The organism is Ectopseudomonas toyotomiensis (assembly GCF_900115695.1).
GTDB classification, from domain to species: domain Bacteria; phylum Pseudomonadota; class Gammaproteobacteria; order Pseudomonadales; family Pseudomonadaceae; genus Aquipseudomonas; species Aquipseudomonas toyotomiensis.
The window spans coordinates 385396-411586 of sequence record NZ_FOXK01000001.1 but is presented as its reverse complement, the minus strand read 5'-3'; the positions used below and the strand labels follow the sequence as shown (position 1 = coordinate 411586).

Genomic DNA, 26191 nt, shown 5'->3' with positions numbered 1-26191 from the left:
TCCCGATTGTGGTGCTACCCGTCGCGGCCGCAGGCCTTGTAGAGGAATGCATGAAAGCTTATCGCAGACCCGATTTAGCGTATTGCCATGAATCAAGCCTTGATCCCTTTCGCGCCACAGGCCCAGAATCACCCCATGTTTTGCGGAAACTTCCGCCCGCTATAAGGATCGCCAATGTCCAAGCGTAGCCTCGATGCTTTGCGCCTTGCCCCCGACTCACTGACCCGCCCCTTCGCCCCCGAGCAGTTCAACTTCAGCAGTACCGATGATCTCGAACCCTTCCGCGGCGTACTGGGCCAGGCCCGCGCGGTCGAGGCCCTGCAGTTCGGCGTGGCCATGCCGCGCCCCGGCTACAACGTGTTCGTCATGGGCGAGCCCGGTACCGGACGTTTTTCCTTCGTGCAGCGCTACCTCAAGGCCGAAGCCAAGCGCATGGAGACGCCGGCCGACCGGGTCTACGTCAATCATTTCGACGAGCCGCGCGAGCCGCGCGCGCTGGAGCTGCCAGCCGGCACCGCGAGTGCTTTCATCGCCGATATCAACCAGTTGATCGACAATCTGCTGGCCACCTTCCCGGCGGTGTTCGAAACGCCGACCTACCAGCAGAAGAAAAGCGCCATCGATCGCAGCTTCAACAAGCGCTACGACCAGGCGCTGGACGTGATCGAGAAGCTGTCGTTGGAGAAGGGCGTGGCCCTGTACCGCGACAGCACCAATATCGCCTTTACCCCGATGGCTGACGGCAAGGCGCTGGACGAAGCCGAGTTCGCTCAGCTGCCGGAGGCCGAGCGCGAGCGTTTCCATGCCGATATCGCCGCGCTGGAAGAGCGCTTGAACGAGGAGCTGGCCAGCCTGCCGCAGTGGAAGCGCGAGTCGAGCAACCTGCTGCGTCAACTCAATGAAGAGACCATCACCGTCGCGTTGCAGCCATTGCTGGCGCCATTGTCGGAGAAATACGCGGAAAACGCCGGCGTCTGCGCCTATCTGCAGGCCATGCAGATCAACCTGCTGAAAACCGCCGTCGAGCAACTGGTGGATGTCGACAAGGCCGACCCGCAACTGCGCAAGTTGCTGGAGGAAATGTACTGTCCGAGCCTGGTGGTCGGTCACCACGCCAATGGCGGTGCACCGGTGGTGTTCGAGTCGCACCCGACTTACGACAACCTGTTCGGCCGCATCGAGTACAGCTCCGATCAGGGCGCGCTGTACACCAGCTATCGTCAGCTGCGCCCCGGGGCGTTGCACCGCGCCAACGGTGGCTACCTGGTGGTCGAGGCGGAAAAACTGCTCAGCGAGCCCTTCGTCTGGGAAGCGCTCAAGCGTGCCCTGCATTCGCGCCAGTTGAAGATGGAGTCGCCGCTGGGCGACCTCGGCCGCATCGCGACAGTCACGCTCAACCCGCAGGTCATTCCGCTGCAGCTGAAAGTCATCATCATCGGCTCGCGTCAGCTCTACTACGCGCTGCAGGACGCCGATCCGGACTTCCAGGAAATGTTCCGCGTACTGGTCGACTTCGACGAGGACATCCCGCTTGCCGAAGAAAGTCTTGAGCAATTCGCGCAACTGATGAAAACGCGTACCTCGGAAGAGGGCATGGCGCCCTTGACCGGCGCCGCGGTGGCGCGCCTGGCCACTCACAGCGCGCGTCTGGCCGAGCACCAGGGACGCCTGTCAGCGCGCATTGGTGACCTGTTCCAGCTGGTCAGCGAGGCCGACTTCATTCGCCAGCTTGCCGGGGAAAGCATCACCGACGTCGGCCATATCGAGCGCGCGCTCAAGGCCAAGGCCACGCGTACCGGACGCGTGTCGGCGCGGATCATCGACGACATGCTGGCCGGCATCATCCTTATCGACACCTGCGGTGCCGCTGTCGGCAAGTGCAACGGTCTGACCGTGCTGGAGGTCGGTGACTCGGCCTTCGGTGTACCGGCGCGGATTTCCGCCACCGTCTATCCGGGCGGCAGCGGCATCGTCGACATCGAGCGTGAAGTCAGCCTTGGCCAGCCGATCCACTCCAAGGGGGTGATGATCCTCACCGGCTTTCTCGGCAGCCGCTACGCCCAGGAATTCCCGCTGGAGATTTCCGCCAGTATCGCCCTGGAACAGTCCTACGGTTACGTTGATGGCGATAGCGCCTCGCTCGGCGAGGTGTGCACGCTGATCTCGGCGTTGTCGCGCACGCCGCTCAAGCAGTGCTTCGCCATCACCGGGTCGATCAACCAGTTCGGCGAGGTGCAGGCGGTCGGCGGCGTCAACGAGAAGATCGAAGGCTTCTTCCGCCTGTGCGAGGCGCGCGGCCTGACTGGTGAGCAGGGGGTGATCATCCCGCACTCCAACGTCGCCAACCTGATGCTCGATGACCGCGTATTGCATGCGGTGCGTGCCGGCCAGTTCAACGTCTATGCCGTGCGCCATGTCGACGAAGCGTTGAGCTTGCTGGTCGGCGAGGCGGCCGGGCACCCGGACGAAAAGGGTCGCTTCCCCAAAGGCAGCGTCAACGCCCGTGTGGTCGAGCGTTTGCGCGATATCGCCGAGATCGGGCTGGAAGAAGAGCCCAAACCGGCCGACGCCGACAAGGCGAAAGCCGAAGCGGCAGCGGCGAAACCGGCCAAGGCACCACGGCGCAAGAAAGGCGAGGGTGAGGGCGCGGCGAGCTGATCATATCTTGCACGATTGTCCCGGATTGCCCGGGACAAAGCGCGCAGGCATTCTTGCTCACGCCTCATGCACAGAGTTATCCACAGATTGCGTGGATAACTTTGGCCTTCACAGTGCGACCACTCGGGGTGTAGGCTGGAGCCTGGATTCCGCGAGGGTCGCCGCCATGTCGCGCAGCCTCTGCCTCACCCGTCAATGCCTGGGCCTGGTCACCCGCATCGAGTGCGTGATCAAGCCGCTGGCAGGAGACAACGGACGTTGGACACTGCTTTGCGCTGCCGGTATGTCGGGAGCACAGCCTTCGGCTATCAAGGCTCAGGGCCCGTTCTATGGGCCTTCTGTCGCTGAAGGGGCACTTACGGCGATTGCCGAGAGCCTGGCCCTGCAAGGCTACGTAGAATGCTGCGAACCGCCGATCTGGTGTCTGCATCTGCAGGCCGAGTTGCGTCGTGTCAACGGCGAACGCCACAGCCATGGCGGTGCATTTCAGCGGCGGCCCGAGACTGACGGGCAGAGCTGAAACGCCTGAAGCAAGGCGCGCCAGGGCCAACTGAGCGAGACTGCAGGGCTGTGGTTATCCACAGTGGGGCGGGCATCTTCTGCTGATGCTGGGCGATGGGTATACTCGCCGCGATTTTCCCTCCCTCAGTGAGTTCTCCATGGAACGCTTCATCGAAAACACCATGTACGCATCGCGCTGGTTGCTGGCGCCGATCTACTTCGGTCTTTCTCTCGCCGTGCTGGCATTGTCGGTCAAGTTCTTCCAGGAGCTTTACCACATCCTGCCGCAGATCTTTTCCCTGGCCGAAGCCGACGTGATCCTGAAGCTCCTGTCGCTGATCGACATGGCCCTGGTCGGCGGGCTGCTGGTGATGGTGATGCTGTCCGGCTACGAGAACTTCGTTTCGCGTCTGGATATTCACGAAGGCACCGAGAAGCTCAGCTGGCTTGGCAAGATGGATTCCAGTTCGCTGAAGATGAAAGTGGCGGCGTCCATCGTGGCGATTTCGTCCATCCACCTGCTCAAGGTGTTCATGGATGCGAAGAACTACGATCTGGAGTACCTGAAATGGTACGTGATCATTCACCTGACGTTCGTTGGCTCGGCCTTCGCCATGGGCTATCTGGACAAGGTCACCAAGCACGACTGACCCGAGACCGCTTCACAACCGCCCGTCCGAACGTGACGGGCGTTTTGCTTTTTGGGCTTGAGCTTTTTCTTTATTGTACAAAAATGAATTTTGTATAAGTTCTTGTATAGTTAAGGGCAGGAGGTAAGCCCGATGAATCTGCATGATCTGTCCGCTCACGCTCAAGCCGGGCGCGTTGATGAACTCAATCTGATCTCCCTGGAGGGTGGCATTTATCTGCTCGAGGCGCGGATGGAAGGACGCGCCCACCCGATTCTTACCGACCAGGGCAGTACGCTTAACCTGCGTTCGATAGAACATGCGCGTGACGTGCTGCAGGAAATGCCGGCGCTGCCATTCTTCCTGGTGCACAGCTCGGTCCATGACGAGATGTGCGGCATGCCATCGGCTGACAACAGCCTGCGCGTGCCCATCGCCTTCCGTTCTGGCTGGTGACGGCTGCCTTCGCACCGGCCGCCACGTTGCAGGGCAGGGCCCTGGCAGTCGTGGAGGTGAAGACCACCGGAGCCCACCCGGCACGTGATGCCATCTGGGAGCTGGCGATCATCCAGGTCGATGCTGAGGGTTGTGTCGCAGAGCGCTTGCACTGGCTGTTCGAGCCTGGTGTCGCGCTGCCCTCGCAGTTGCTCAGCCTGAGTGGTCTGCATCCACTGGAATTACGCGGCCAGCCGCGTATCGAGAGCGAGGCGCAAGCGATAGCCGCTGCCATTCGCGGCCGCATACTGGTGGGCCACAATCTTCGATTCAGTCTGGCGTTCTTGCGTCGCGTGCTGCCTGACTGGAACGCGCAGCGTCCGCAACAGCTCTGCACCCAGCGCCTGGCCAGAGCGGCGCTGCCGGAACTGGCCAGCGCCGGCTTCGATGCGCTATGTGCGCATTTTGGCATCACGCGTTTCTTCCGTGATCGCGCCGTGCCGGATGCGGAGGCCGTTCTGGCACTGGCTCGGCATTTACTGCAGCAGGTCGCTCCGGCGGCGCTGGGGCATCAGTTGCGAAGCGCAGCGCGGCCTCCGTTGCTGGCCGCGGAGCGTTTCGCCCAGTTGCCGGAACGTCCGGGTGTTTATTACTTCCTGGGCGACGGTGGTGCGCAACTGTATGTGGGCAAGAGCCGCAATCTGCGCCGCCGGGTGATGTCGCACTTTCAGAACGATCACCGCGACCGCCGCAGCCTGCAGATGGTGCAGCAGATCCGTGATGTGCAGGTGGCTATCACGGCCGGTGAGCTGGGGGCTCTGCTGTTCGAGTCTGCCGAGATCAAGCGTCTGCAACCCCTGTACAACCGTCGTCTGCGCAAGCAGCGCGAGCTGTTGACCTGGGCGCTGGCGGGCGAGCCTGGCGATCTGCGCATCGAACTGCTCCAGCACCAGGCTTTGACGCCAGGGCTCAGGCAGGCCGGGTTGTTCCGCTCGCGCCATCACGCGCGCCAGTGGCTGCTTGAGCAGGCGCGGCAACGACACCTGTGCCTGCGTGTCCTCGGTCTGGAGGAGGGCGATGGTGCCTGCTTCGCCTATCAGCTTGGGCGCTGTGCTGGCGCCTGCTGTGGCGAGGAGTCGCGCCAGATGCACGATACGCGGTTGCTCGCCAGCGTCGAGCACCTGCGAACCCAAGCCTGGCCATGGAGCGGGCCGGTCGCGCTGGTCGAGCGCGACGAGCAGCACGGCCTGACCCAGTGGCACGTGCTCGATCAATGGCGCCACCTTGGCACGGTAGATCGTTTCGAGCGGGTCGAGCCATTACTGGCCAAGCGCCGTGGCGGCTTCAACCTCGACACCTATCACATTCTGCTCAGCCACCTGCGCCGCCACCCGAACATGGAGATCGTGCTGCTGTGAGTGTTCGTCGTCTGATTCTCATTCTGGGTGACCAGCTCACCCACGGTCTTGGTGCGTTGGAGGACGTCGACCCGGACCATGATCACGTGCTGCTGGCCGAGGTGATGGAGGAGGCCAGCCATGTGCCGCACCACCCGAAGAAGATCGCGTTGATCTTCAGCGCCATGCGCCATTTTGCCGAGGCGTTGCGCGAGCGGGGCATCAAGGTGCACTACGTGGCACTGGATGATCCGGACAACAGTGGTTCGCTGCCTGGCGAGTTGCTGCGCTGGACGCAGCGGCTCGATCCGACCGAGGTGCATCTTACCGAGTGCGGCGACTGGCGCCTGGAGCAGGCGCTACGTCATTGCGGCGTGCCGATTCACTGGCATCAGGACAGCCGCTTTCTCTGCAGCCGCGATGCGTTCGCTGCCTGGGCCAAGGGGCGCAAGCAGCTGCGCATGGAGTTCTTCTACCGCGAGATGCGCCGCGACAGCAGGCTGTTGCTCAACCCCGACGGCACACCGGAGGGCGGTGCCTGGAACTTCGACGCCGACAACCGCAAAGCCTTGCCAAAAGGCATGCGCCCACCCGCGCCACTGCGCGTCGAGCCTGACGCCATCACGCGTGACGTACTGGCGTTGGTCGGGCAGCGTTTCACGAGTCATTACGGCAGCCTGGAAGGTTTCGATTACCCGGTAACGGCTGAGCAGGCCGAGCGCCTCTGGCAGCATTTCCTCGACAATGGTCTGGCCGACTTCGGCGACTATCAGGACGCCATGGCCGATGGCGAACCCTTTCTCTTTCACTCGCGCATCAGCGCCGCACTGAATATCGGCCTGCTCGATCTGCGGCGGCTCTGCGCCGGGGTCGAAGCGGCCTATCGCGCTGGCGACGTGCCGCTGAACGCCGCCGAAGGTTTCATCCGCCAACTGATCGGCTGGCGCGAGTACGTGCGCGGCATCTACTGGCTGCGCATGCCGGAGTACGCCGAGGGCAACCGTTTCGGTAATTCACGTGCGCTGCCGGAGTTCTACTGGACCGGCAAGACACGGATGAACTGCATGCGTCAGGCCATCGGCCAGACCCTGGAACATGCCTACGCCCACCATATCCAGCGCTTGATGGTCACCGGCAACTTCGCCTTGCTCGCAGGGATCGCGCCCAAGGCCATCTGCGACTGGTACCTGGCCGTGTACATGGACGCCTTCGACTGGGTGGAACTGCCCAACACCCTGGGCATGGTGATGCATGCCGACGGTGGCTACCTCGGCTCCAAGCCCTATTGCGCCAGCGGCCAGTACATCAAGCGCATGTCCAACCATTGCCAAGGCTGCAGCTACAAGGTGAGCGAGAGCACTGGCGAGTCGGCCTGCCCGTTCAACGCCCTGTACTGGCATTTCCTCATGCGCCATCGCGAGCCGCTGGAGCGTAACCCGCGTATCGGCATGGTCTACCGCAACCTGGCGCGCATGACCGAGGCCAAGCAGCAGGCGCTGTGGGACTGGGGCGAGCACCTGTTGGCGAAACTCGACGCCGGAGAAATGCTGTGAAGAAGAGCGAGCTGCCGGTGAAGACCTGTGCGGTCTGCGGGCTACCGTTCAGCTGGCGCAAGAAGTGGGCGCGCTGCTGGGAGGAGGTGCGTTACTGCTCCGAGCGCTGCCGACGTGGGCGTAAGCCGGGAACATCCTAGGTACCCGCGGCGAGCAACGCCGAGCTCTGTATCTGTGCTAGTCTGGCCGGCCTTTTTCATAGCCCCAAGCGGAGCCTTTCATGTCCGAACTCAACTTCAGCCCCGATCTGTCCTCCGATGAAGGTCGCGTCAGCTATGGCATCGGTCGTCAACTCGGTGGTCAGTTGCGCGACAACCCGCCGCCCGGCGTTGACCTGACTGCCATCCTCGCCGGTCTGACCGACGCGTTCAGCGGCCAGGCCAGTCGTGTTTCCGAGGCCGAGCTCGGCGCCAGCTTCAAGGTCATCCGCGAAATCATGCAGGCTGAAGCGGCCGCCAAGGCCGAAGCCGCTGCTGGCGAAGGTCGTGCCTACCTGGCCGAAAACGCCAAGCGCGAAGGCGTGACCGTATTGGCCTCCGGCCTGCAGTACGAAGTGCTGGTCGCTGGCGAGGGCGCCAAGCCGTCCGCCGAGGATCAGGTGCGTACCCACTACCACGGCACGCTGATCGACGGCACCGTGTTCGACAGCTCCTACGAGCGTGGCCAGCCGGCTGAATTCCCGGTTGGTGGTGTGATTCCGGGTTGGGTCGAGGCGCTGCAACTGATGGGCACCGGTAGCAAATGGCGCCTGCACGTGCCGAGCGAGCTGGCCTACGGCGCCCAGGGTGTCGGCAGCATCCCGCCGCACAGTGTGCTGGTATTCGATGTAGAGCTGCTGGATATTCTGTAAGTCTTGGGACGCAAGCTGTCGCTTCGGTGCGCACAGCGCACCCTACATGGCAGCCTGATCCAACGAAACGGGGCACCCTGCTGACAGGGTGCCCCGTTTTGTCTTTCAGGATGGGCGCAGGGCCCGTGCGTAGCAGTACAGAAACAGGCTGCGCACCAGCTCTTTGAGCACGATGGGCTCGCTGGAGCTGAGCTCGTGCAGGTCCAGGTCGCCCTGGTCGCGCAGCTCGTCCAGCGCTTCTTCTTCCAGCATGGCGCAGACTTCCCCGGTTTCGCGGTTGAGGATGCGCAGGTAGGGATGCGGGCGGTCCAGCCAGGCATCGATCAGGTAGGTCATGGCAGGTCTCCTTGGCCGTCATTACGTAACTGAGAATAATTCCTATTACATAAATAGCAAGGGTTAATTGCGACCTTTTGTCGTTTGCCTGTTCTCAGTGGGGGCGGACATGTCGAATGCTTGTCCGCCCTGTGTACTTTCCCCGCCAGCGAGCGGGAGGGCCGCAGCCTGCATTACGGCGTCCATTCTGCTGCGCAGGCTGTCGGCGCCGGGGCGAACCGCGCGCTGCGTGCCACGCCGGTTCGCAGATTGGCTCAGGAGCCCAGACGGCGAGTCACTTCGCCCAGTTGCCCGGACATGTCATGCAGGTTGCGGCTGGCCTTCTGCGTGCGCTCGACGTTGTCCTGGTTGGCACTGGCGATGGCGGTCAGCTCGGTGAGGTTGCGCGAGATGTCCTCGGCCACCGAGGTCTGCTCTTCGGCGGCGGTGGCGATCTGCTGGTTCATGTCGCGGATGGCCTCCACCGCCTCGGTGATGCGCTGCAGCATGGCGCCGGCCTCGGTGACCTGGGTCACGCCCTGTTCGCTGCGCTGCTGGCCGCTCTCGATGGCGCGCACGGCATTCAGTGCGCCGTTCTGCACGGTGTCGATGATCTGGTTGATCTCGGCAGTGGACTCGGCGGTACGCTGGGCCAGGGTGCGCACCTCGTCGGCGACCACGGCGAAACCACGGCCCTGTTCGCCGGCGCGCGCGGCTTCGATGGCGGCGTTGAGGGCCAGCAGGTTGGTCTGCTCGGCGATGCCGCGGATCACCTCCAGCACCTTGCCGATACGCCCGCTGTCGCTTTCCAGACGACGGATCACCTCGGCGGTGTTGGCGATCTCGCCGCGAATGTCGGTGATGGTGGCGATGGTCGATTGCATCACCGTGCTGCCCTGGCGCGCCGAGTCGTCGGCATCGTTGGCCGCGTGCGCGGCGTCAGCGGCATGGCGCGCTACTTCCTGGGCGGTGGCGGACATCTCGTGCATGGCAGTGGCGACCTGATCGGTACGCTCGAACTGCTCGCTGACGCCCTCGGTCATGCGTGAGGCGATGGCGTTCAGCTCGCTGCTGGCGTTGTCGAGGTTCTGCGTGCTCTGGTGCAGGCGATCGCTGGTGCTGGCGAGAAAGTCGCGCAGGGTGTTCGCGGCACGCGCCAGCAGGCCCAGCTCATCCTGCCGCGTGCTTTCCACGCGCTGGCCGAAGCGCCCCTGGCTGAGCTGGTCGACATGGCCGATCAGGTGGCGGATGGGGATGATCAGATTGCGATTGACCAGCCACAGGCTGAATACGGCGATGACCAGGGCGGCGGCCAGCATCACGATGGTGCCGCTGAGAATGGTGCGCGCGGCATTAGCGTTGATCTGCTCGGCCTGGCTCAGGCTGTTCTGGCGCAACTGCTCGACCAGTGCAGTCATCTGCTCACTGGCGGCGCGGTCGATGCCTTTGACGGCTTCATCGCCGGCCCTGGCATCGGCACCGGCGGCCACGAAGGCGTCGCGGCCCTTGCGGTAATTGCCGCCGAGCGCCTGATGTTCGCTACGCAGGCGTTCGACCTGCGTTTTCAACGCCGGGTCGGCAGCGGCGACCTGGGTCAACTGGCCGAGAATGTCCTGCACCTTGCGCTCCTGCGCTTCGAACTGGCTCCAGTAGCGTTGCAGGTTGGCGTTGTCCTGGCCGCGCAGCAGGACGTTCTTCCATTCCTGCACCTGGATCTTGAATTCGACGTTGGCCGCGTCGATCAGTCGCGAAGACTCCAGCGGCCCATCGAGCAGGCCACGGTAGGACTGAATGCCGCTGGAGAGGACGCTGAAGCATGCCAAGGCGGTGATCAGGATCAGCGCCAGACTGCCGCCGAGCAGGGCGAGAATCTGCGCGCGCAGGGATTTTTGCAGGAACATGATGGGATGCCTCGGAGGTCAGGCGGAGCGGGACATATTCAGCGTAGACGGTGAATGTTGCAGATTTGTGAAATGTCTAGACGAGTCGGGCAAATGGCCCTGAACAGGCCTGGCGTCGGTGGGCAATCCTGATGCTTGAATGATTGCGCAATCATCTTAATCTGACTCGGGTTGTCCATTTTCGGCGGCCCAACTGGGGCGCCGAGTTTCATCACGAGGAAGATGTCATGACCGATAACGCCACCCCATGCGCCGACGATGACCGTATCACCTGGCTCAGCCTGCGCTCGGTAGCGCTGCCGCTGGCCAACCCGATCAGCGATGCCAAGGTGCTCACAGGCCGGCAGAAGCCGATGACCGAGATCGCCATCCTGATCGCCGAGATCGAAACCCGCGACGGTCACCGTGGCCTGGGCTTCAGCTATTCCAAGCGCGCCGGTGGCCCCGGTCAGTTCGCCCATGCCCTGGAAGTGGCGCCTAACCTGATCGGCGAGAACCCCAGCGATATCGCCAAGCTCTGGGACAAGCTGTGCTGGGCTGGCGCCTCGGTGGGCCGTAGCGGCCTGGCGACCCAGGCCATCGGCGCCTTCGACGTTGCCCTGTGGGATCTCAAGGCGCGTCGCAGTGGCCTGTCGCTGGCACGTCTGCTCGGTAGCCATCGTGATTCGGTGCGCTGCTACAACACCTCCGGCGGCTTTCTGCACACGCCGCTCGACCAGTTGTTGAAGAACACCGACATTTCTCGCGAGAAGGGCATTGGCGGTATCAAACTCAAGGTCGGCCAGCCTGACTGGGCGCTGGATATACACCGTGTCAGCACGGTGCGTGAGCACCTGGGTGAAAGCTTCCCGCTGATGGTCGACGCCAACCAGCAATGGGATCGCCCGACCGCGCGGCGCATGTGCCGTCGCTTGGAGCCCTTCGATCTGATCTGGATCGAGGAACCGCTGGACTGCTACGACGCCGAAGGCCACGCCGAGCTGGTGCGCCAGTTCGATACACCGATCGCCACCGGTGAGATGCTCACCAGCCCCGCCGAGCACTGGGAGTTCATTCGCCAGCGCGGCGCCGACTTCCTCATGCCCGATGCGCCGCGCGTGGGCGGCATCACCCCGTACCTGCGCGTGCAGACCCTGGCCGAGCAGGCCGGCATGACCCTGGCGCCGCACTTCGCCATGGAGCTGCACGTGCACCTGGCCGCTAGCCATACGCGCGAGCCCTGGGTCGAGCACTTCGAATGGCTGGAGCCGCTGTTCAACGAGCGCCTGGAGATTCGCGACGGGCGCATGTTGGTGCCGACTCGTCCGGGCCTGGGTATTAGCCTGAGCGAGCAGGTGGCCGGTTGGACGGTGCAGCAGGCGGAGGTTGTCAAACGCGCTTGAAGCGTCAGTTCTGCGGATAGATGTCGCGAGCGGCCTGACGCACGGCAGCGATCAATGATGGCAAGGCCGGGTTGTCGTTGTCGTCGCGCCAGACCAGATGCAGCTCCCCGCATACGCCCTTGGGTAGCGGTAGCTCGCGGAAACGTACCTGCTCGAAGCGAATGGCGCTGGCGCTACGTGGTACCAGTGCCAGCCCCATGCCGGCATTGACCAGCGACAGGATGGTCAGGGTCGAGCCCAGCGCCTGAACGAATTCAGGCTGGATGCCGCTGGCGCGAAACAGGCCGGTGTGCAGCTCGTTGAAGGGCTGCCAGGCGGTATGCGCGTAAAGAATGAAAGGCTGACCATGGAGCATCTCCAGGGTCGGCCTTTCGTGCTGCGCCAGTGGATGCGCGGCGGGCGCGGCCAGCACGAAGGGTTCGCGCAGCAGGCATTCGCTGACCAGCCCGGGTTGCTGCAAGGGCGCCCGTACGATAGCCAGGTCCACGCGCCGTGCGCGCAATGCCTGCACTTGTTCGAAGGTGCTCATTTCCAGCAAGGCGATATCGACGCCAGGGCGCTCACGTTTGGCCGCAGTTATCGCGCGTGGCAGCACGTCATACACCGCGCTGGCGACGAAGCTAATGGTGAGTGCGCCACTTTCGCCGATGGCGGCCAGTCGGGCGCTTTGCGCGGCACGGTGGGCCTGATCGAGCAGCGCCTGGGCTTCGACGAAGAAGGCGCGGCCAGCCGCCGTCAAGGCAACCGAGCGAGTGCTGCGGGTGAACAGCGTCACGCCCAATTGATGTTCGAGCAGCTGGATCTGCCGACTCAGCGGTGGCTGGGTCATGTTCAGGCGCTCGGCAGCGCGACGGAAATTCAGCTCGGCGGCCAGGGTGGTGAAGCAGCGCAGTTGGGCCAGGTCGAACATTGATTCATTCCGGGTATCAATCTAGTGGTTGATTAGATTAGACCTGGATCAATGAGCGCGTCCATTATCCTGCTCAAGCCGCTTCAGTTGGCGTTGTAGAGGGCTAGCAGGCCGTTGAAAAACGTAGGCGAGGCAGCCAGTGCAATACCGATGGCGGCCCGCAAAAACAGGCGAAAAAAGCACTGGGCCCGCATTCGGGTTTACGAGCTGTAAATGAGCATTTTGATCGGACTCGCGCACGAGCCTGTTTTTAACGCAGCAATGGCAACGCAGGTAGTTTTTCAACAGCCTGCTAGAGGCACAGAGGTGGGAGTCAGAAAAGAACCGCCCCCGGGCAGAGGGGGCGGCATGGTGGAGGGGATCAGGTACGCAGGATCTCGTTGATCGCGCTGGGTTTGGGACGTAGCGCGCTGAACACTTGCCAAAGCACGAACGCCAGGGCCAAGCCGAGGAAGGTGCCGGCAATCGGATTGGTGAAAAACTCGGCGAAGCTGCCGTCCGACAGCATCAGGCCACGACGCAGGTTGGTTTCTGCCATCGGGCCGAGGATGAAGCCGATGATGAATGGCGCCGCTGGCATGCCGGCCTTGACGAAGGCGTATCCGAGCAGACCGAACAGCAGGATCGACCAGACGTCGAACAGGCGGCTGGACAGGCCGAACGCACCGACCACGCACAGCACCAGAATGATCGGCAGCAGGATGTGCTTGGGTACGTCGAGCAGCTTGATGAACAGGCGCAGGCCGTAGAACTCCATGAACAGCATCATGCAGGTAGCAACGATCAGCGCGGCGAAGATGGTGTACACCAGCGGGCCCTGGCTGATGAACAGCAGCGGGCCTGGTTGGATGCCGTGGATCAGGAAACCGCCGAGCATGATCGCGGTGACGGTGTCCCCGGGGATGCCAAGGGTCATCAGCGGCATCATGGCGCCGCCGATACCGGCGTTGTTGGCCGTTTCGCTGGCGACCACGCCGCCGATATTGCCCTTGCCATAGGTGTGACCGTCTTTCGCGCGTTTCTTGGCGATAATGTAGGACACCAGGTTGGAGGTACCGGCGCCGATACCCGGCAGGATGCCAATGCCCAGACCGATGATGCCGGAGCGACCGGCGTTCGGCAGTTGCTCGCGGAATTCTTTCAGCGAGAAGCCGAAGCCCTTGATGTTCTTCATGCTCACCGACCTGGCCTTGCCCTGCACGGCATGACGCCCGGTTTCGGCGAGCTTGATGATCTCGGCCACGGCGAACATGCCGATCATCACCGTGAGCATGGAGAAACCGCCGTTGAGCTCACTGACACCGAAGGTGAAGCGGCGCACTGCCTCGACCGGGGCAATGCCGACGGTGGATACGGCAATACCCAGCGCACCGGCGAACAGGCCCTTGACCATGGAACCGGCCGACAGGGTGGCGATCAGGGTCAGGGAGAACACCGCGATGGCGAAGTATTCATGCGGGCCGAAGCTCAACGCCACCTTGGCCAGCTGCGGGGCGATGAACATCAGCGCGACGATACTGAAGATGGTACCGAGAAAGGAGAACACGATGCCCACGCCCAGCGCCTTGACGCCATGACCCTGTTCCATCAGCGGGCCGCCGTCGAATACCGTGGCGATCGATGAAGGCGTTCCCGGAATCTTCAGCAGGATCGCCGAGATCAGGCCTCCAGACGTGGCGCCGATGAACAGCGCGACCAGCAGTGACAGGCCGGCCTGCGGGCCCATGGTGAAGGTCAGCGGCAGGCACAGCGCCACGGCCATGGTGGCCGACAGGCCGGGCACGGCACCGAAGACGATGCCCATGGCCACGCCGACGGCCATCAGCATCATGATGTTGAGTGAAAAGACGGCACCGAAGCCTTGCTGCAGTAATTCGAGCATGGTCGATCCTCAGATGAAGTTGTTCAGCAGGCCAGCGGGCAGCATCAGGTCGAAGGCCTCGCGGAACAGCAGGAAAATGAGCGCAGAGCAGATGACGGCGATCAGCAGATAGGTCAGGTGTCTGGCTTTCTGGTTTACCGGCGTCAGCACGAGGAACTGCAGATAGAGGTAAACCACGGTCATGATCGGGAAGCCCACAGGGCCGAGCAGAGCCATGTAGCCGAGGATCAGGCCGAGGGTCTTGAGGACGGTCTTGGGTTCTATGACGTCGGCAGGTTGCTCTTCAGCTTCTGTCGGCACCGGGCTTGCGGATTCGGCGGCAGCCTTGGGTTTGGCAAAGGCGCTGATCAGTTGCATCACGCCCAGCAGCGACAGTAGCCCGGCCAGCAGCTTGGGCACGGTGGCCGCATCGACGCCATCATGCCCGGGCAGCTGTTGTGCCAGTACCAGATAGGCAAGGCTGGCGCCGAGCATGGCAAGGCCGATGATCAGTTCTTTCTTGTTCAGGGTGTTCATCGTGTACCTCGATGTTCTGAGGTGCTGCGCCGGTCCGAATCGATCGGGCCGGCGCTGCGTTGTGGCTTACTTGGCCTTGCGCAGTTCATCCTTGAACTGCATGAAGTCTTCGCGGGTCTTGGCCAGAATCTGCTTGGCCTCTTCGGTGCCGTAGAAAGCGACCGGTTGCTTGAATTTCTTCAGGTCTTCGGCGTAAGCAGGTTGCTCGGTGATCTGCTTCATGATGTCAGACATCTTCTTCACGATCGCCGGGTCGGTGCCTTTCGGGAAGGCCACTACGTAGGGCTTATCCATGGTGATGTCCAGGCCTTGCTCCTTGAGGGTCGGGACCTCGCCGAGCATGGCGTTGCGTTCGTCGTTGGGCTGGCCCAGCGCGACCATCTGCCCGCCCTGCACATAGTCCTGTACGGAACCATAGGTGATGGCGCCCATGTCCAGACGACCGCCGAGCATGCCGACCACGCGGTCGGATACGGTGCCCCCGTCAACCATCTTCAGTTTGGCGCCGGTGAGTTTCTCCAGCATCAGGCCCTGGATGTGCGAGAAACTGCCCATCTCGGTGCCATAGGTGATGCTGCCGGGGTTGGCTTTCGACTTGTCCACCAGGTCCTGCATGCTGGTCACGCCGGACTGTTTGGAGGCGACGAATACGGTGCTCTTGTCGACGCCCGCGATGCAGGCGACATCGAAGGTCTCGTAGCTGTCTTCGGTCAGGCCGGCCACTTCGTTGACGATCAACTGACCCGGATGGGTGAAGAGGATGGTGTTGCCATCCGCGGCTGCGCCCTTGACCTGTTCGGCCGCCAGGGTGCCACCGCCGCCAGCGACGTTGGTCACCACCATGGTCTTGCCGGTGATCTCGTTGAAGTACTTGGCCATCATGCGGGCGTTGAAGTCGGTGTCGCCGCCGGGGTTGGCGATCACCACCACCTGCACCGGACGAGTCGGCCATTTGACCTCATCGGCGAAGGTGGCGGAATGAGTGGCCAGGGCACCCATACCGACCAGGGCAGAAAGGAGGGAGGCGCGGAATGTTTTTTTCATTGGAATACTCCGGGTTGGGATGAAAGCCGCGCGAGTCAGTCGCGGCCGAGGCTGGGACGTTTCGGGTCGTACTGCCAACCCGGAACCAGGTACTGCATGGCCATGGCGTCGTCACGCGCGCCGTTGGCCACCTTCTTGTAAAGCTCGTGAGCGGCCATGATCCGCTCCATGTCCGGCTCGATACCGAGGCCGGGCTTGTTGGGAACCTCCACCTGGCCGCCGATGATATGCAGCGGCTCGCGGGTCAGGCGCTCTTCGCGTTCCTGCCAGATCCAGTGCGTGTCGATGGCGGTGACGCGGCCAGGCACGGCCGCGGCGGCATGAGTGAACATGGCCAGGGAAATGTCGAAGTGGTTGTTCGAATGCGAGCCCCAGGTCAGGCCGAATTCCTCGCACACCTGGCCCAGGCGGACGGCGCCCTGCATGGTCCAGAAGTGCGGGTCGGCCAGCGGAATGTCCACCGCCTCCAGGCGCAGCGAGTGGCCCATTTGCCGCCAGTCGGTGGCGACCATGTTGGTGGCGGTAGGAATGCCGGTGGCACGCTTGAACTCGGCCATGATCTCGCGGCCGGAATAGCCGTTCTCCGGGCCGCAAGGGTCTTCGGCGTAGGCCAGCACATGGTTCTGGCCTTGGCACAGGGCGATGGCTTCATCCAGTGACCAGGCGCCGTTGGGGTCCAGGGTGACGCGTGCATCGGGGAAGCGCGCCTTGATCGCGCGGATCGCGTCCATCTCCTCGGCGCCACGCATCACCCCGCCCTTGAGCTTGAAGTCGTTGAAGCCGTAGCGTGCATGGGCGGCCTCGGCCAGGCGGGCGACGGCCTGCGGTGTCAGCGCGGCCTGATGGCGCAGGTGATACCAGTCATCCGCCGAGCCTTTGCCGGCGAGGTAGGGCAGGTCGGTACGCTGGCGCTCACCGATATAGAAGAGGTAGGCGAGCATCGGCACATGATCACGTTGCTGGCCGCTGCCGAGCAGTTCGCAGACCGGCACATTCAGATGTTGGCCGAGCAGATCGAGCAGGGCAGCCTCGACCGCGGTGATCACGTTGTCCAGGCGCAGATTGATTTCGTGGGGCTGCTTGAGCACGCGTGCTTCGGATTCGGATGTGACCTGATGCTGGGTGGTCTGAGGCCCTTTGGCCGGCCCGGCGATGGCCTGGCGCAGACTATTGAGTATGCGGTTGTAGCGGCCGACCGATTGCCCGATCACCAGCTCGCGGCAGCGTTCCAGTGCCTGACGGATGCCTTCGCCACCGGGGACCTCGCCACAGCCGATGTGCCCGGTATTGTCCTTGAGCAGCACCAGATTGCGCGTGAAGTAGGGGGCGTGTGCGCCACACAGGTTGAGCAACATGCTGTCATGGCCGGCGACCGGGATGACCTGCATCTCGACTATCTGAGGTGTGCTGTTGCGGGAGGCTTCGTACATCTTGGCAGGGGCTCCAGACTTGGTGCGGCCCTCGGCCGCAATGGCGAAGGTACGGTTCAGTCTTGCACCGGGATCATCAGGCGATCCGCGCTGCAATGGATGAGAGCATGGGCAAAGATGGCGACGAAGCCAGTGCAGGCAGTGCTGTGCTGGCGAGCGCTGGCATCGATGTGGCGATGCGCAGGTTGGCAGCATGTAGCGGCAGTGAAGGTCTGTGACATGACCTGGCCTCGTTTGTTTTTATTGGAATGTCATAGGTTGTCGTATGACTTGGTGAAATTAGTACCAGCCTGTTCCTGACCTGTCAACGCCGCTCATGGCTAATGATGATTGCGCTGCCATTTCTTCTGGCGTGATCATGGAGCCTGCTCTAGTCTGAGCTTTGCGCTTGTGTAGCGGTTTTCCGGCGAGGTGGGCGAGGGCGGGTAAATCTTCGACGAACGGACGATATAAAAACTGGTGTTTTTTTTGTTGTTGTACGATAACGTATCTCTACAGCTGCGGCTGACGCTATTCCTCACAACTCGCTTTACTAGGGTGTTCGCATAATGAATCCACAAGAACTTAAGTCCATCCTCTCCTCTGGTCTGCTGTCTTTCCCGGTGACCGACTTCGATGCCGCCGGTGATTTCAACCAGGCTGGCTACGTACGCCGCCTCGAGTGGCTGGCGCCTTACGGTGCTTCCGCTTTGTTCGCTGCCGGCGGTACTGGCGAGTTCTTCTCCCTGGCGCCGGATGAATACAGCGCCGTGATCAAGACTGCCGTGGATACCTGCGAGAAGTCCGTACCTATCCTGGCTGGCGTTGGCGGCCCGACCCGCGTGGCCATCCAGATGGCGCAGGAAGCCGAGCGCCTGGGCGCCAAGGGCCTGCTGCTGCTGCCGCACTACCTGACCGAAGCCTCGCAGGACGGTGTTGCCGCTCATGTCGAGCAGGTGTGCAAGTCGGTGAACATCGGCGTGGTGATCTACAACCGTAACGTCTGCCGCCTCAATGCCACTCTGCTGGAGCAACTGGCCGAGCGCTGCCCGAACCTGATCGGCTACAAGGATGGCCTGGGTGACATCGAGCTGATGGTGTCGATCCGTCGCCGCCTGGGCGAGCGCCTGACCTACCTCGGCGGCCTGCCGACCGCTGAAGTCTACGCTGCGGCTTACAAGGCCCTGGGTGTACCGGTCTACTCCTCGGCCGTGTTCAACTTCATCCCGAAAACCGCCATGGCCTTCTATCGCGCCATCGCCGCGGAAGATCACGCCACCGTTGGCAAACTGATCGACGATTTCTTCCTGCCGTACCTGGACATCCGCAACCGCAAGGCCGGCTATGCCGTGAGCATCGTCAAGGCCGGTGCCAAGATCGTCGGTTACGACGCCGGTCCGGTACGTGCTCCGCTGACCGATCTGCTGCCGGACGAGTACGAAGCCCTGGCCAAGCTGATCGAAGCGCAAGGCGCGCAGTAACACCGTAGGTGGCCGCTCGCCTTGGCGAGCGGCCCAGTTGCGCTCCGGCAGGCCGGGCGCGAGTGCGTTGAACCATTGTCGAACCCGCATAAGAACAACAGGGTAACGCTCATGACTTCACAGATTTCTGCCGCTGTCGGCACTCCGCTGATCACCGAGCTGCAAGTCGTACCGGTCGCCGGTCAAGACAGCATGCTGCTCAACCTGAGCGGAGCCCACGGCCCGTATTTCACCCGCAACATCCTCATTCTCAAGGACAGCGCCGGCCATGTCGGTGTCGGCGAAGTCCCCGGCGGCGAGGGCATTCGCAAGACCCTCGAAGACGCTCGCTCGATCCTCGTCGGCCAACCGGTCGGCAACTACAACGCATTGCTCAATCAGGTACGCCGCGCCTTCGCCGATCGTGATTCCGGCGGTCGTGGTCTGCAGACTTTCGACCTGCGCATCACCATCCATGCCGTCACTGCGCTGGAGTCGGCGCTGCTCGACCTGCTAGGCCAGCACCTCGGTGTGCCGGTGGCTGCATTGCTCGGCGAAGGCCAGCAGCGCGACGCAGTGGAAATGCTCGGTTATCTGTTCTTCGTCGGTGACAAGGACAAGACCGATCTCGGCTACCGCGATGAGCGCGATGCCGATGACACCTGGGAGCGCGTGCGCAACCAGACCGCGCTGACCCCGGAAACCATCGTCCAACAGGCCGAGGCCGCGCATGCGCGCTATGGCTTCAACGACTTCAAGCTCAAGGGCGGCGTGCTGCATGGCGAAGCCGAAGTCGAGGCGATTCGTGCCCTGGCTGCGCGTTTTCCCAATGCTCGCGTGACGCTCGACCCCAATGGCGGCTGGTCGCTGGATCAGGCCATCGCCCTGTGCCGTGACCTGCATGGCGTGCTGGCCTATGCCGAAGACCCGTGCGGCGCCGAGAACGGTTACTCCGGTCGTGAGGTGATGGCCGAGTTCCGCCGTGCCACCGGCCTGCCCACTGCGACCAACATGATCGCTACCGACTGGCGGCAGATGGGCCACACCATCTCCCTGCAATCGGTGGATATCCCGCTGGCCGACCCGCACTTCTGGACCATGGCCGGTTCCGTACGCGTGGCGCAGATGTGCAACGACTGGGGCCTGACCTGGGGCTCGCACTCCAACAACCACTTCGACATCTCCCTGGCCATGTTCACCCATGTCGCCGCGGCGGCGCCGGGCCGAGTTACCGCCATCGATACCCACTGGATCTGGCAGGACGGCCAGTATCTGACGCGCAACCCGTTGCGCATCGAAGGTGGCCTGGTCCAGGTGCCGAAAACGCCGGGTCTGGGCGTCGAGCTGGATTGGGATGCGCTGGCCAAGGCGCACGAGCTGTACCAGGTCAAGGGCCTGGGCGCGCGTGACGACGCAGTGGCCATGCAGTATCTGATTCCGGGCTGGACCTTCAATAACAAGAAGCCCTGCCTGGTGCGTTGAGCTAAGTCCGACGTCGTTCCGTGATCCTACTGTCCCGTAGGGTGGGCTTCAGCCCACCATGACTACAATCGGTGGGCTAAAGCCCACCCTACGGATTGATGACCTTGCCTGACGCGGAACGCCGGCCGGCCCACCCTAGAGGCTGAACCTTTCCTTCCGTCTCACGAGCCTTGCCGATGCCAGATGCCAAACCGGGTCGTGTGCGCTACAGCATTCTGCTGATGCTGTTTCTGGTCACCACCATCACCTTCGCTGATCGCTCCAGCCTCTCCGTCGCCGGTTCGGCGATGCAGGCCGGCCTGGGCATCGACGCGGTGACGCTCGGCTATATCTTTTCGGCATTCGGTTGGGCCTATGTGATCGGGCAGATTCCCGGTGGCTGGCTGTTCGATCGCTTCGGCACCAAGCCGGTGTACACCCTGGCGTTGTTCGTCTGGTCGGCGCTGACTCTGCTGCAGGGCTTCGTCGGCTGGCTGCCGGGCACCTGGGCGGTGACCTCGATGTTCCTGCTGCGGCTGCTGGTGGGCTTTGCCAGCGCGCCGTGCTTTCCCGGCAACGCGCGGATCATCGCCTCCTGGTTTCCCACCGCCGAGCGCGCTACTGCCACGGCCATCTCCAGTTCGGCGCAGTACGCCGCCACGGCGTTGTTCGCACCGTTGATGGGCTGGGTGGTGCAAACCATGGGCTGGCAAGCGGTGTTCATTGTGCTCGGCTGCCTGGGCCTGGCGCTGTCGTTCGTTTGGCTCAAACAGTTGCACGGCCCGCGTCAGCACCCGCGTATCGACGCGGCCGAGCTGGCTCACCTGGAACAGGGCGGGGCGCTGATCGATCTGGAAGGGCAGCGTGGTGGCAGTGGCGGTTCGCAGTGGGGCTACCTGGGGCTACTGCTGCGCCAGCGCACCATGATAGGCATCTACCTTGGCCAGTATTGCAACAACGCCATTACCTACTTCTTTCTGACCTGGTTTCCGGTCTACCTGGTGCAGGCGCGCGGCATGAGTATTCTCGGTGCCGGGTTTGCCGCCGCCTTGCCGGCCATCAGCGGGTGTGTCGGTGGCGTGCTCGGCGGGCTGCTGTCCGATGGCATGCTGCGCCGTGGTCATTCACTGACCCTGGCGCGCAAGCTGCCGATGGTGCTCGGCTTGCTGCTGTCGAGCGCCCTGGTGCTGTGCATTTTCGTCGAGAGCGACACCGCCGTGGTGGCGCTGATGGCCCTGGCTTTCTTCGGCAAGGGTCTTGGCTCGCTGGGCTGGACGCTGGTGGCCGACACCTCGCCACGGCAGATCCTCGGCTTGTCCGGCGGGCTGTTCAACACCTTCGGCAACCTGGCAGCGATCACTACACCTATCGTTATCGGCTACCTGGTCAGCCGTACCGGATCATTCGATTGGGCATTGGCCTATGTCGGTCTCAATGCCCTGCTGGCGGTCGTGAGCTTCGGCCTGATCGTCGGTCGTATTCACAGGGTCGAGCTGGACACCACGTCCGGCTCGGCTTCCTGAGCGCACAACAGGAGCACGCAGCATGCAGTTGATTCCCCATCAGGATTCGCCCCGCTATATCCGCCTGCACCCGACCGACAACGTTGGTGTGGTGGTCAATGACCAGGGTGTTGCCGCAGGCGGCCAGTTCGACGATGGCCTGACCGCTATCGAAGGTATCCCGCAGAGCCACAAGGTGGCGCTGGTGGATATCGCCGAAGGGCAAGAAGTTGTGCGTTATGGCGAGGTCATTGGCTATGCGCTGAAACCCATTGCCGCCGGCAGTTGGGTCACCGAGCAGGTGCTGCGCATGCCCGAGCCGCCGGTGCTGGACAACCTGCCCAAGGCGACCATCAAGACCTCGCCCGGCGAGCCGCTGGAAGGCTATACCTTCGAGGGCTTCCGCAACCCGGACGGCAGCGTTGGCACCCGCAATATCCTCGGCGTGACCACCACCGTGCAGTGCGTGGTCGGTGTGCTCGATCACGTGGTCGAGCGCGTGCGCAAGGAGGTGCTGCCCAAGTACCCCAACGTCGACGACGTGGTGGCGCTGTCGCACAGCTACGGCTGCGGCGTGGCGATCAACGCCCCGGACGCGGTGGTGCCGATCCGCACCCTGTACAACATCAGTCGCAACCCCAACCTCGGCGGCCAGGCGCTGGTGATCAGCCTGGGTTGCGAGAAGCTGCAGGCCAACCAGCTGATGGATGGCGACCAGCTCACCAACGGCATGGATGAGGAAGACTGGTTGTTCCGCCTGCAGGATTCCGGCACCGGCTTCACCGGCATGGTCGAGCAGATCATGGGCATGATCGAGGAGCGCCTGAAGGTGCTCGACCAGCGTCGCCGCGAGACCGTGCCGGCTGCTGAACTGGTGGTCGGCATGCAATGCGGCGGCAGCGATGCCTTCTCCGGTATCACCGCCAACCCGGCCCTCGGCGTGGCCGCCGACCTGCTGGTGCGCGCCGGTGCTACCGTAATGTTCTCCGAGAACACCGAAGTGCGTGACGGCATCCACCTGCTCACCCCGCGCGCCGCCAGTGTCGAGGTGGCCGATGCGCTGATCCGCGAGATGGACTGGTACGACCGCTACCTGCAGCGTGGTATGGCCGACCGCAGCGCCAACACCACGCCGGGTAACAAGAAGGGCGGGTTGAACAACATCGTCGAGAAGGCCATGGGTTCGATCGCCAAGTCCGGCAACAGTCCGATTGCCGGCGTGGTCGCGCCGGGCGAGCGCATTCGTGGCAAGGGCCTTTGGTTCTGCGCCACGCCGGCCAGCGACTTCATCTGCGGCACGCTGCAGCTGGCGGCGGGTATGAACCTGCATATCTTCACCACCGGTCGTGGCACGCCTTATGGCCTGTCCATGGTGCCGGTGATCAAGGTGGCCACGCGTACCCAGCTGGCCGAGCGCTGGCCAGATCTGATCGACGTCGACGCCGGGCAGATCGTTTCCGGGCGCATGACGCTGGAGGAAATGGGTTGGCACATCTTCCAGCTCTATCTGGACGTGGCCAGCGGGCGCAAGCAGACCTGCGCCGAGCACCTGCGCCTGCACAACGACCTGGTGCTGTTCAACCCGGCGCCGGTGACCTGAGATGAGCAGCATGTCCGATAGTCTGCTCCAGGCATTGCGCGAGGTGGTCGGCGAGGCTGGCCTGATCACTGACGTCGAGCGCATGCAGAGCTACCTCAGCGACTGGCGCGGCGCCTACCGTGGCCAGGCGGCTGCGGTTTTGCGTCCGGCCTCGACCGAGGAGGTTGCTGCGGTGGTACGCCTGTGCGCGCAGGCCGGCGTTGCCCTGGTGCCACAAGGTGGCAATACCGGCCTGTGCGGCGGCTCGATTCCGGACGATACCGGTTCGCAGATCGTGCTATCGCTGACGCGCATGAAGCGCATCCGCGAAGTGGACGTGGCCAACGCCACCATCACCGTCGAAGCGGGGGTGATCCTGCAGCAGCTGCAGGAGGCCGCCGCCGAAGTCGGCCGGCTGTTCCCGCTGTCACTGGGCGCCGAGGGCAGCTGCACGGTAGGCGGCAACCTGGCAACCAATGCCGGCGGCACTGCGGTGCTGCGCTACGGCAACATGCGCGATCTGACGCTGGGCCTGGAAGTGGTGTTGCCCGACGGGCGCATCTGGGACGGCCTGCGCGGATTGCGCAAGGACAATACCGGCTACGACCTCAAGTACCTGTTCATCGGTAGCGAGGGCACGCTGGGCATCATCACCGCCGCCGTGCTCAAGCTGTACCCAGCCGTGCGCAGCCTGACCACCGCCTGGGTGGCATTGCCCAGCGCGCAGGCCGCGGTCGAGCTGATCGGGCAGATGCGCGGTTTGTGTGGCGACCGCCTGACCGGATTCGAGCTGATGTCGCGGCAAAGCGTCGAGTTCGTCCTGCGTCACGTCGCCGGTGTCAGCGATCCGTTCGCCGACGCGCATCCCTGGTACGTGCTGATTGAGCTGAGTGACACCCAGCCCAACGCGCCCTTGAACGAGTTGCTGGAAGAGGGCCTCGGCGCTGCCTTCGAGCATGGCCTGGCGCTGGATGCCGTGGTCGCCGCCAGCGATGCGCAGGTACGCGCCTTGTGGGCGTTGCGCGAGGGCATCTCGGAAGCGCAGAACCACGAGGGGCCGAGCCTCAAGCATGATATCAGTGTGCCGGTCAGCCGTATTCCCGACTTTATCGCGCGTACCGATCAGGCGTTGCAGCAGGCGTTTCCCGGTGTGCGCATCGTGGCCTACGGGCACGTTGGCGATGGCAACCTGCACTACAACATCAGCAAGCCAGTCGGCGCCGAGGATGCTGCGTTCAAGGCGCAGGCCGAAGCGATCATGCGCCTGATCTACGACCAGACCCTGCACTATGCCGGTAGCATCAGCGCCGAACATGGCCTGGGCCAGTCCAAGCGCCTGGCCGCGCAGCACTACAAGGCGCCGCTGGAGCTGGAGTTGATGGCCAGTATCAAGCAAGTGCTGGATCCGGCCGGGCTGATGAATCCGGGCAAATTGCTGTAACAGGCCGTTGAAAAACGTAGGCGAGGCAGCCAGTGCAAGGCAAATGCAGGCGAAAAAGCGGAGTTTACGAACTGTAAATGAGCATTTTGAGCCTGTATTTAACGCAGCAATGGCAACGCAGGTAGGTTTTCAACAGCCTGGTAAGTCGTACATTCGAGACAGGAGGATCCATGAGCAAACCCAAGGTGCTGCAGATCGGCCAGCTGAGCGAGCGTTTCAACCGCGAGCTGGCCGAGGAATACGAGGTCAGCGCGCTGTGGCAACAGGCTGAGCCGCTGGCGTTCCTGCGTGAGCAGGGTGAGCAGTTCATCTACATGGTGTCCTCGGCACGTTTCGGCTGTACGGCTGACCAGCTCGCGCTGCTGCCGAATCTGCGTGCCATCTGCAGTTTCGGCGTGGGCTACGACCCCTATCCGCTGGAGCTGCTGCGGGACCGTGGCATCGTGCTCAGCACCACGCCGGACGTGCTCAACGACTGCGTGGCCGATCTGGCCATGGGCCTGATGATCGATAGCGCGCGGCGCCTGTCCGAGGCTGATCGCTTCGTGCGCAGCGGCGCCTGGAGTAGCACCACGGGCTTCCCGCTGGCGCGTCGAGTAAGCGGCAAGCGCCTGGGCATCGTCGGCCTCGGCCGCATCGGCGAGGCGGTAGCCATGCGTGCGTCGGGGTTCTCCATGCCGGTGCGTTACCACAATCGCCGTGCGGTCGAAGGCAGCCCTTACCAGCATGAGCCGGATTTGCTGGCGCTGGCGCGCTGGGCGGATTTCCTGGTACTGACCTGCCCGGGCGGCAAGGCCACCCATCATCTGATCAACGACGAGGTGCTCGAAGCGCTGGGGCCAGATGGCTTTCTGATCAATGTGGCGCGCGGTTCGGTGGTCGATGAGGCCGCGCTGATCGCTGCACTACAGCAGAAGGTAATCGGGGGGGCCGGGCTGGACGTTTTCGAGCGCGAACCACTGGTTCCGACGGCGCTGCGCGAGCTGGACAACGTGGTGCTGCTGCCGCATGTCGGCAGCGCCAGTGTCGAGACGCGTCAGCAGATGGCTGATCTGGTACTGGACAACCTGCGTGCCTATATCGCCACCGGTAAGCTGCTTACGCCGCTGTAACCCATTCGTGTGGCGCGTCCGTCGCCACGCTTATCGCCGTAACGCCACAAGCGCTACGGCCGTTTCTCCCTAAACCTCACCTGCAGCACCGGCGCGCCACAAGCGCGCCGGGTTATCCCACTCTGCCTTGGGTAGGGAGCTTTGTGCGCACCAAGACAGGTACGTTACTCAGCGCGTACGGCGCACCCTACCGGCCCGAGGCTTTTCTACTGCGCACCAATAATGCACTTGCCTTGTCTGGCTGGTCAGGCTCT

Annotated in this window: 23 protein-coding genes; 15 read left to right on the top strand and 8 right to left on the bottom strand. The window is 63.2% G+C overall.

Annotated features, from left to right (window positions below):
• Positions 1–174 precede the first annotated feature (174 nt).
• From BM186_RS02065 to BM186_RS02030, 8 genes are all read left to right on the top strand, one after another.
• Positions 175–2658, top strand: a complete 2484-nt coding sequence (locus BM186_RS02065) for a Lon protease family protein (protein WP_074913316.1) — start codon at positions 175–177, stop codon at positions 2656–2658.
• Positions 2659–2824: 166 nt separating this feature from the next.
• Positions 2825–3178: a PA4575 family protein gene (locus BM186_RS02060; RefSeq protein WP_072422856.1), complete on the top strand. Its 354-nt coding sequence runs from the start codon at positions 2825–2827 to the stop codon at positions 3176–3178.
• Between the two features lie 139 nt (positions 3179–3317).
• Positions 3318–3809: a TIGR00645 family protein gene (locus BM186_RS02055; RefSeq protein WP_004423362.1), complete on the top strand. Its 492-nt coding sequence runs from the start codon at positions 3318–3320 to the stop codon at positions 3807–3809.
• Between the two features lie 132 nt (positions 3810–3941).
• Positions 3942–4244 carry a DUF6482 family protein gene (locus BM186_RS02050; protein ID WP_004423363.1) on the top strand — a complete coding sequence of 101 codons (303 nt, stop codon included), beginning with the start codon at positions 3942–3944 and terminating at the stop codon, positions 4242–4244.
• A 56-nt stretch (positions 4245–4300) separates the two neighbouring features.
• Positions 4301–5641, top strand: coding sequence for a 3'-5' exonuclease family protein (locus BM186_RS02045; RefSeq protein ID WP_239690017.1), 1341 nt, complete (start codon positions 4301–4303; stop codon positions 5639–5641).
• A complete protein-coding gene (locus BM186_RS02040; protein WP_074913311.1) occupies positions 5638–7173 on the top strand; it encodes a cryptochrome/photolyase family protein in 1536 nt (511 codons plus the stop codon). The genes BM186_RS02045 and BM186_RS02040 overlap by 4 nt, the downstream gene beginning before the upstream one ends.
• On the top strand, positions 7170–7313 hold the full coding sequence (locus tag BM186_RS02035) for a DUF2256 domain-containing protein (protein ID WP_072422852.1): 144 nt from the start codon (positions 7170–7172) through the stop codon (positions 7311–7313). Before BM186_RS02040 ends, BM186_RS02035 begins: the two co-directional genes overlap by 4 nt.
• A gap of 80 nt (positions 7314–7393) precedes the next feature.
• Positions 7394–8023: a BamJ family beta-barrel-assembly machinery protein gene (locus BM186_RS02030; protein WP_072422851.1), complete on the top strand. Its 630-nt coding sequence runs from the start codon at positions 7394–7396 to the stop codon at positions 8021–8023.
• A gap of 105 nt (positions 8024–8128) precedes the next feature.
• On the opposite strand, the gene BM186_RS02025 is transcribed toward BM186_RS02030, so the two are convergent.
• Entirely contained in the window at positions 8129–8359 is a 231-nt protein-coding gene (locus BM186_RS02025) for a PA4570 family protein (protein ID WP_004423370.1), read from the bottom strand.
• Between the two features lie 254 nt (positions 8360–8613).
• On the bottom strand, positions 8614–10239 hold the full coding sequence (locus tag BM186_RS02020; RefSeq protein ID WP_074913309.1) for a methyl-accepting chemotaxis protein: 1626 nt from the start codon (positions 10237–10239) through the stop codon (positions 8614–8616).
• Between the two features lie 227 nt (positions 10240–10466).
• Here BM186_RS02020 and BM186_RS02015 point away from each other — a divergent pair, with 227 nt between their 5' ends.
• A complete protein-coding gene (locus tag BM186_RS02015; protein ID WP_074913307.1) occupies positions 10467–11621 on the top strand; it encodes an L-talarate/galactarate dehydratase in 1155 nt (384 codons plus the stop codon).
• Between the two features lie 4 nt (positions 11622–11625).
• Here BM186_RS02015 and BM186_RS02010 read toward each other — a convergent pair whose 3' ends face one another.
• The 6 genes from BM186_RS02010 to BM186_RS26540 all read right to left on the bottom strand — a co-directional run bounded on the left by BM186_RS02010 (position 11626) and on the right by BM186_RS26540 (position 17624).
• Entirely contained in the window at positions 11626–12531 is a 906-nt protein-coding gene (locus tag BM186_RS02010; RefSeq protein WP_074913306.1) for a LysR family transcriptional regulator, read from the bottom strand.
• Between the two features lie 361 nt (positions 12532–12892).
• Positions 12893–14413 (bottom strand): tripartite tricarboxylate transporter permease, encoded by a 1521-nt coding sequence (locus BM186_RS02005; RefSeq protein WP_072422847.1) that lies wholly within the window; start codon positions 14411–14413, stop codon positions 12893–12895.
• Between the two features lie 9 nt (positions 14414–14422).
• Positions 14423–14929, bottom strand: coding sequence for a tripartite tricarboxylate transporter TctB family protein (locus BM186_RS02000; protein ID WP_074913304.1), 507 nt, complete (start codon positions 14927–14929; stop codon positions 14423–14425).
• 66 nt (positions 14930–14995) lie between these two features.
• Entirely contained in the window at positions 14996–15973 is a 978-nt protein-coding gene (locus BM186_RS01995) for a tripartite tricarboxylate transporter substrate binding protein (protein ID WP_072422844.1), read from the bottom strand.
• A 35-nt stretch (positions 15974–16008) separates the two neighbouring features.
• The gene (locus BM186_RS01990) at positions 16009–17403 is read right to left on the bottom strand and encodes an enolase C-terminal domain-like protein (RefSeq protein ID WP_074913302.1); all 1395 of its coding nucleotides are present in this window, start codon (positions 17401–17403) and stop codon (positions 16009–16011) included.
• Between the two features lie 56 nt (positions 17404–17459).
• The gene (locus tag BM186_RS26540) at positions 17460–17624 is read right to left on the bottom strand and encodes a hypothetical protein (RefSeq protein WP_162843926.1); all 165 of its coding nucleotides are present in this window, start codon (positions 17622–17624) and stop codon (positions 17460–17462) included.
• 327 nt (positions 17625–17951) lie between these two features.
• Between BM186_RS26540 and kdgD the strand changes: the two genes are divergently transcribed.
• The 6 genes from kdgD (at position 17952) to BM186_RS01960 (ending at position 25937) form a co-directional block, all read left to right on the top strand.
• Positions 17952–18863: a 5-dehydro-4-deoxyglucarate dehydratase gene (gene kdgD, locus BM186_RS01985; RefSeq protein WP_072422841.1), complete on the top strand. Its 912-nt coding sequence runs from the start codon at positions 17952–17954 to the stop codon at positions 18861–18863.
• A gap of 111 nt (positions 18864–18974) precedes the next feature.
• On the top strand, positions 18975–20324 hold the full coding sequence (gene gudD, locus BM186_RS01980) for a glucarate dehydratase (protein WP_074913300.1): 1350 nt from the start codon (positions 18975–18977) through the stop codon (positions 20322–20324).
• 176 nt (positions 20325–20500) lie between these two features.
• Complete coding sequence (locus BM186_RS01975; protein WP_074913299.1) at positions 20501–21826, top strand: MFS transporter; 1326 nt, start codon at positions 20501–20503, stop codon at positions 21824–21826.
• Between the two features lie 22 nt (positions 21827–21848).
• Positions 21849–23405, top strand: a complete 1557-nt coding sequence (gene garD, locus BM186_RS01970; RefSeq protein ID WP_074913297.1) for a galactarate dehydratase — start codon at positions 21849–21851, stop codon at positions 23403–23405.
• A gap of 1 nt (position 23406) precedes the next feature.
• Positions 23407–24825 (top strand): FAD-binding oxidoreductase, encoded by a 1419-nt coding sequence (locus BM186_RS01965; RefSeq protein ID WP_083431551.1) that lies wholly within the window; start codon positions 23407–23409, stop codon positions 24823–24825.
• A gap of 170 nt (positions 24826–24995) precedes the next feature.
• Positions 24996–25937, top strand: coding sequence for a 2-hydroxyacid dehydrogenase (locus tag BM186_RS01960; protein ID WP_074913295.1), 942 nt, complete (start codon positions 24996–24998; stop codon positions 25935–25937).
• Positions 25938–26191 lie beyond the last annotated feature (254 nt).

Excerpts from the sequence above, each read along its gene's own strand:
- BM186_RS02005 (WP_072422847.1), bottom strand. The coding sequence starts at position 14,413 with ATGCTCGAATTACTGCAGCAAGGCTTCGGTGCCGTCTTTTCACTCAAC.
- kdgD (WP_072422841.1), top strand. The coding sequence starts at position 17,952 with ATGAATCCACAAGAACTTAAGTCCATCCTCTCCTCTGGTCTGCTGTCT.
- BM186_RS02055 (WP_004423362.1), top strand. The coding sequence starts at position 3,318 with ATGGAACGCTTCATCGAAAACACCATGTACGCATCGCGCTGGTTGCTG.
- gudD (WP_074913300.1), top strand. The coding sequence starts at position 18,975 with ATGACTTCACAGATTTCTGCCGCTGTCGGCACTCCGCTGATCACCGAG.
- BM186_RS02030 (WP_072422851.1), top strand. The coding sequence starts at position 7,394 with ATGTCCGAACTCAACTTCAGCCCCGATCTGTCCTCCGATGAAGGTCGC.
- BM186_RS02050 (WP_004423363.1), top strand. The coding sequence starts at position 3,942 with ATGAATCTGCATGATCTGTCCGCTCACGCTCAAGCCGGGCGCGTTGAT.
- BM186_RS01975 (WP_074913299.1), top strand. The coding sequence starts at position 20,501 with ATGCCAGATGCCAAACCGGGTCGTGTGCGCTACAGCATTCTGCTGATG.
- BM186_RS02020 (WP_074913309.1), bottom strand. The coding sequence starts at position 10,239 with ATGTTCCTGCAAAAATCCCTGCGCGCGCAGATTCTCGCCCTGCTCGGC.
- BM186_RS02060 (WP_072422856.1), top strand. The coding sequence starts at position 2,825 with ATGTCGCGCAGCCTCTGCCTCACCCGTCAATGCCTGGGCCTGGTCACC.
- BM186_RS01990 (WP_074913302.1), bottom strand. The coding sequence starts at position 17,403 with ATGTACGAAGCCTCCCGCAACAGCACACCTCAGATAGTCGAGATGCAG.
- BM186_RS02010 (WP_074913306.1), bottom strand. The coding sequence starts at position 12,531 with ATGTTCGACCTGGCCCAACTGCGCTGCTTCACCACCCTGGCCGCCGAG.
- BM186_RS26540 (WP_162843926.1), bottom strand. The coding sequence starts at position 17,624 with ATGTCACAGACCTTCACTGCCGCTACATGCTGCCAACCTGCGCATCGC.
- BM186_RS01965 (WP_083431551.1), top strand. The coding sequence starts at position 23,407 with ATGAGCAGCATGTCCGATAGTCTGCTCCAGGCATTGCGCGAGGTGGTC.
- BM186_RS02065 (WP_074913316.1), top strand. The coding sequence starts at position 175 with ATGTCCAAGCGTAGCCTCGATGCTTTGCGCCTTGCCCCCGACTCACTG.
- BM186_RS02025 (WP_004423370.1), bottom strand. The coding sequence starts at position 8,359 with ATGACCTACCTGATCGATGCCTGGCTGGACCGCCCGCATCCCTACCTG.
- BM186_RS02015 (WP_074913307.1), top strand. The coding sequence starts at position 10,467 with ATGACCGATAACGCCACCCCATGCGCCGACGATGACCGTATCACCTGG.
- BM186_RS01995 (WP_072422844.1), bottom strand. The coding sequence starts at position 15,973 with ATGAAAAAAACATTCCGCGCCTCCCTCCTTTCTGCCCTGGTCGGTATG.
- BM186_RS01960 (WP_074913295.1), top strand. The coding sequence starts at position 24,996 with ATGAGCAAACCCAAGGTGCTGCAGATCGGCCAGCTGAGCGAGCGTTTC.
- garD (WP_074913297.1), top strand. The coding sequence starts at position 21,849 with ATGCAGTTGATTCCCCATCAGGATTCGCCCCGCTATATCCGCCTGCAC.
- BM186_RS02000 (WP_074913304.1), bottom strand. The coding sequence starts at position 14,929 with ATGAACACCCTGAACAAGAAAGAACTGATCATCGGCCTTGCCATGCTC.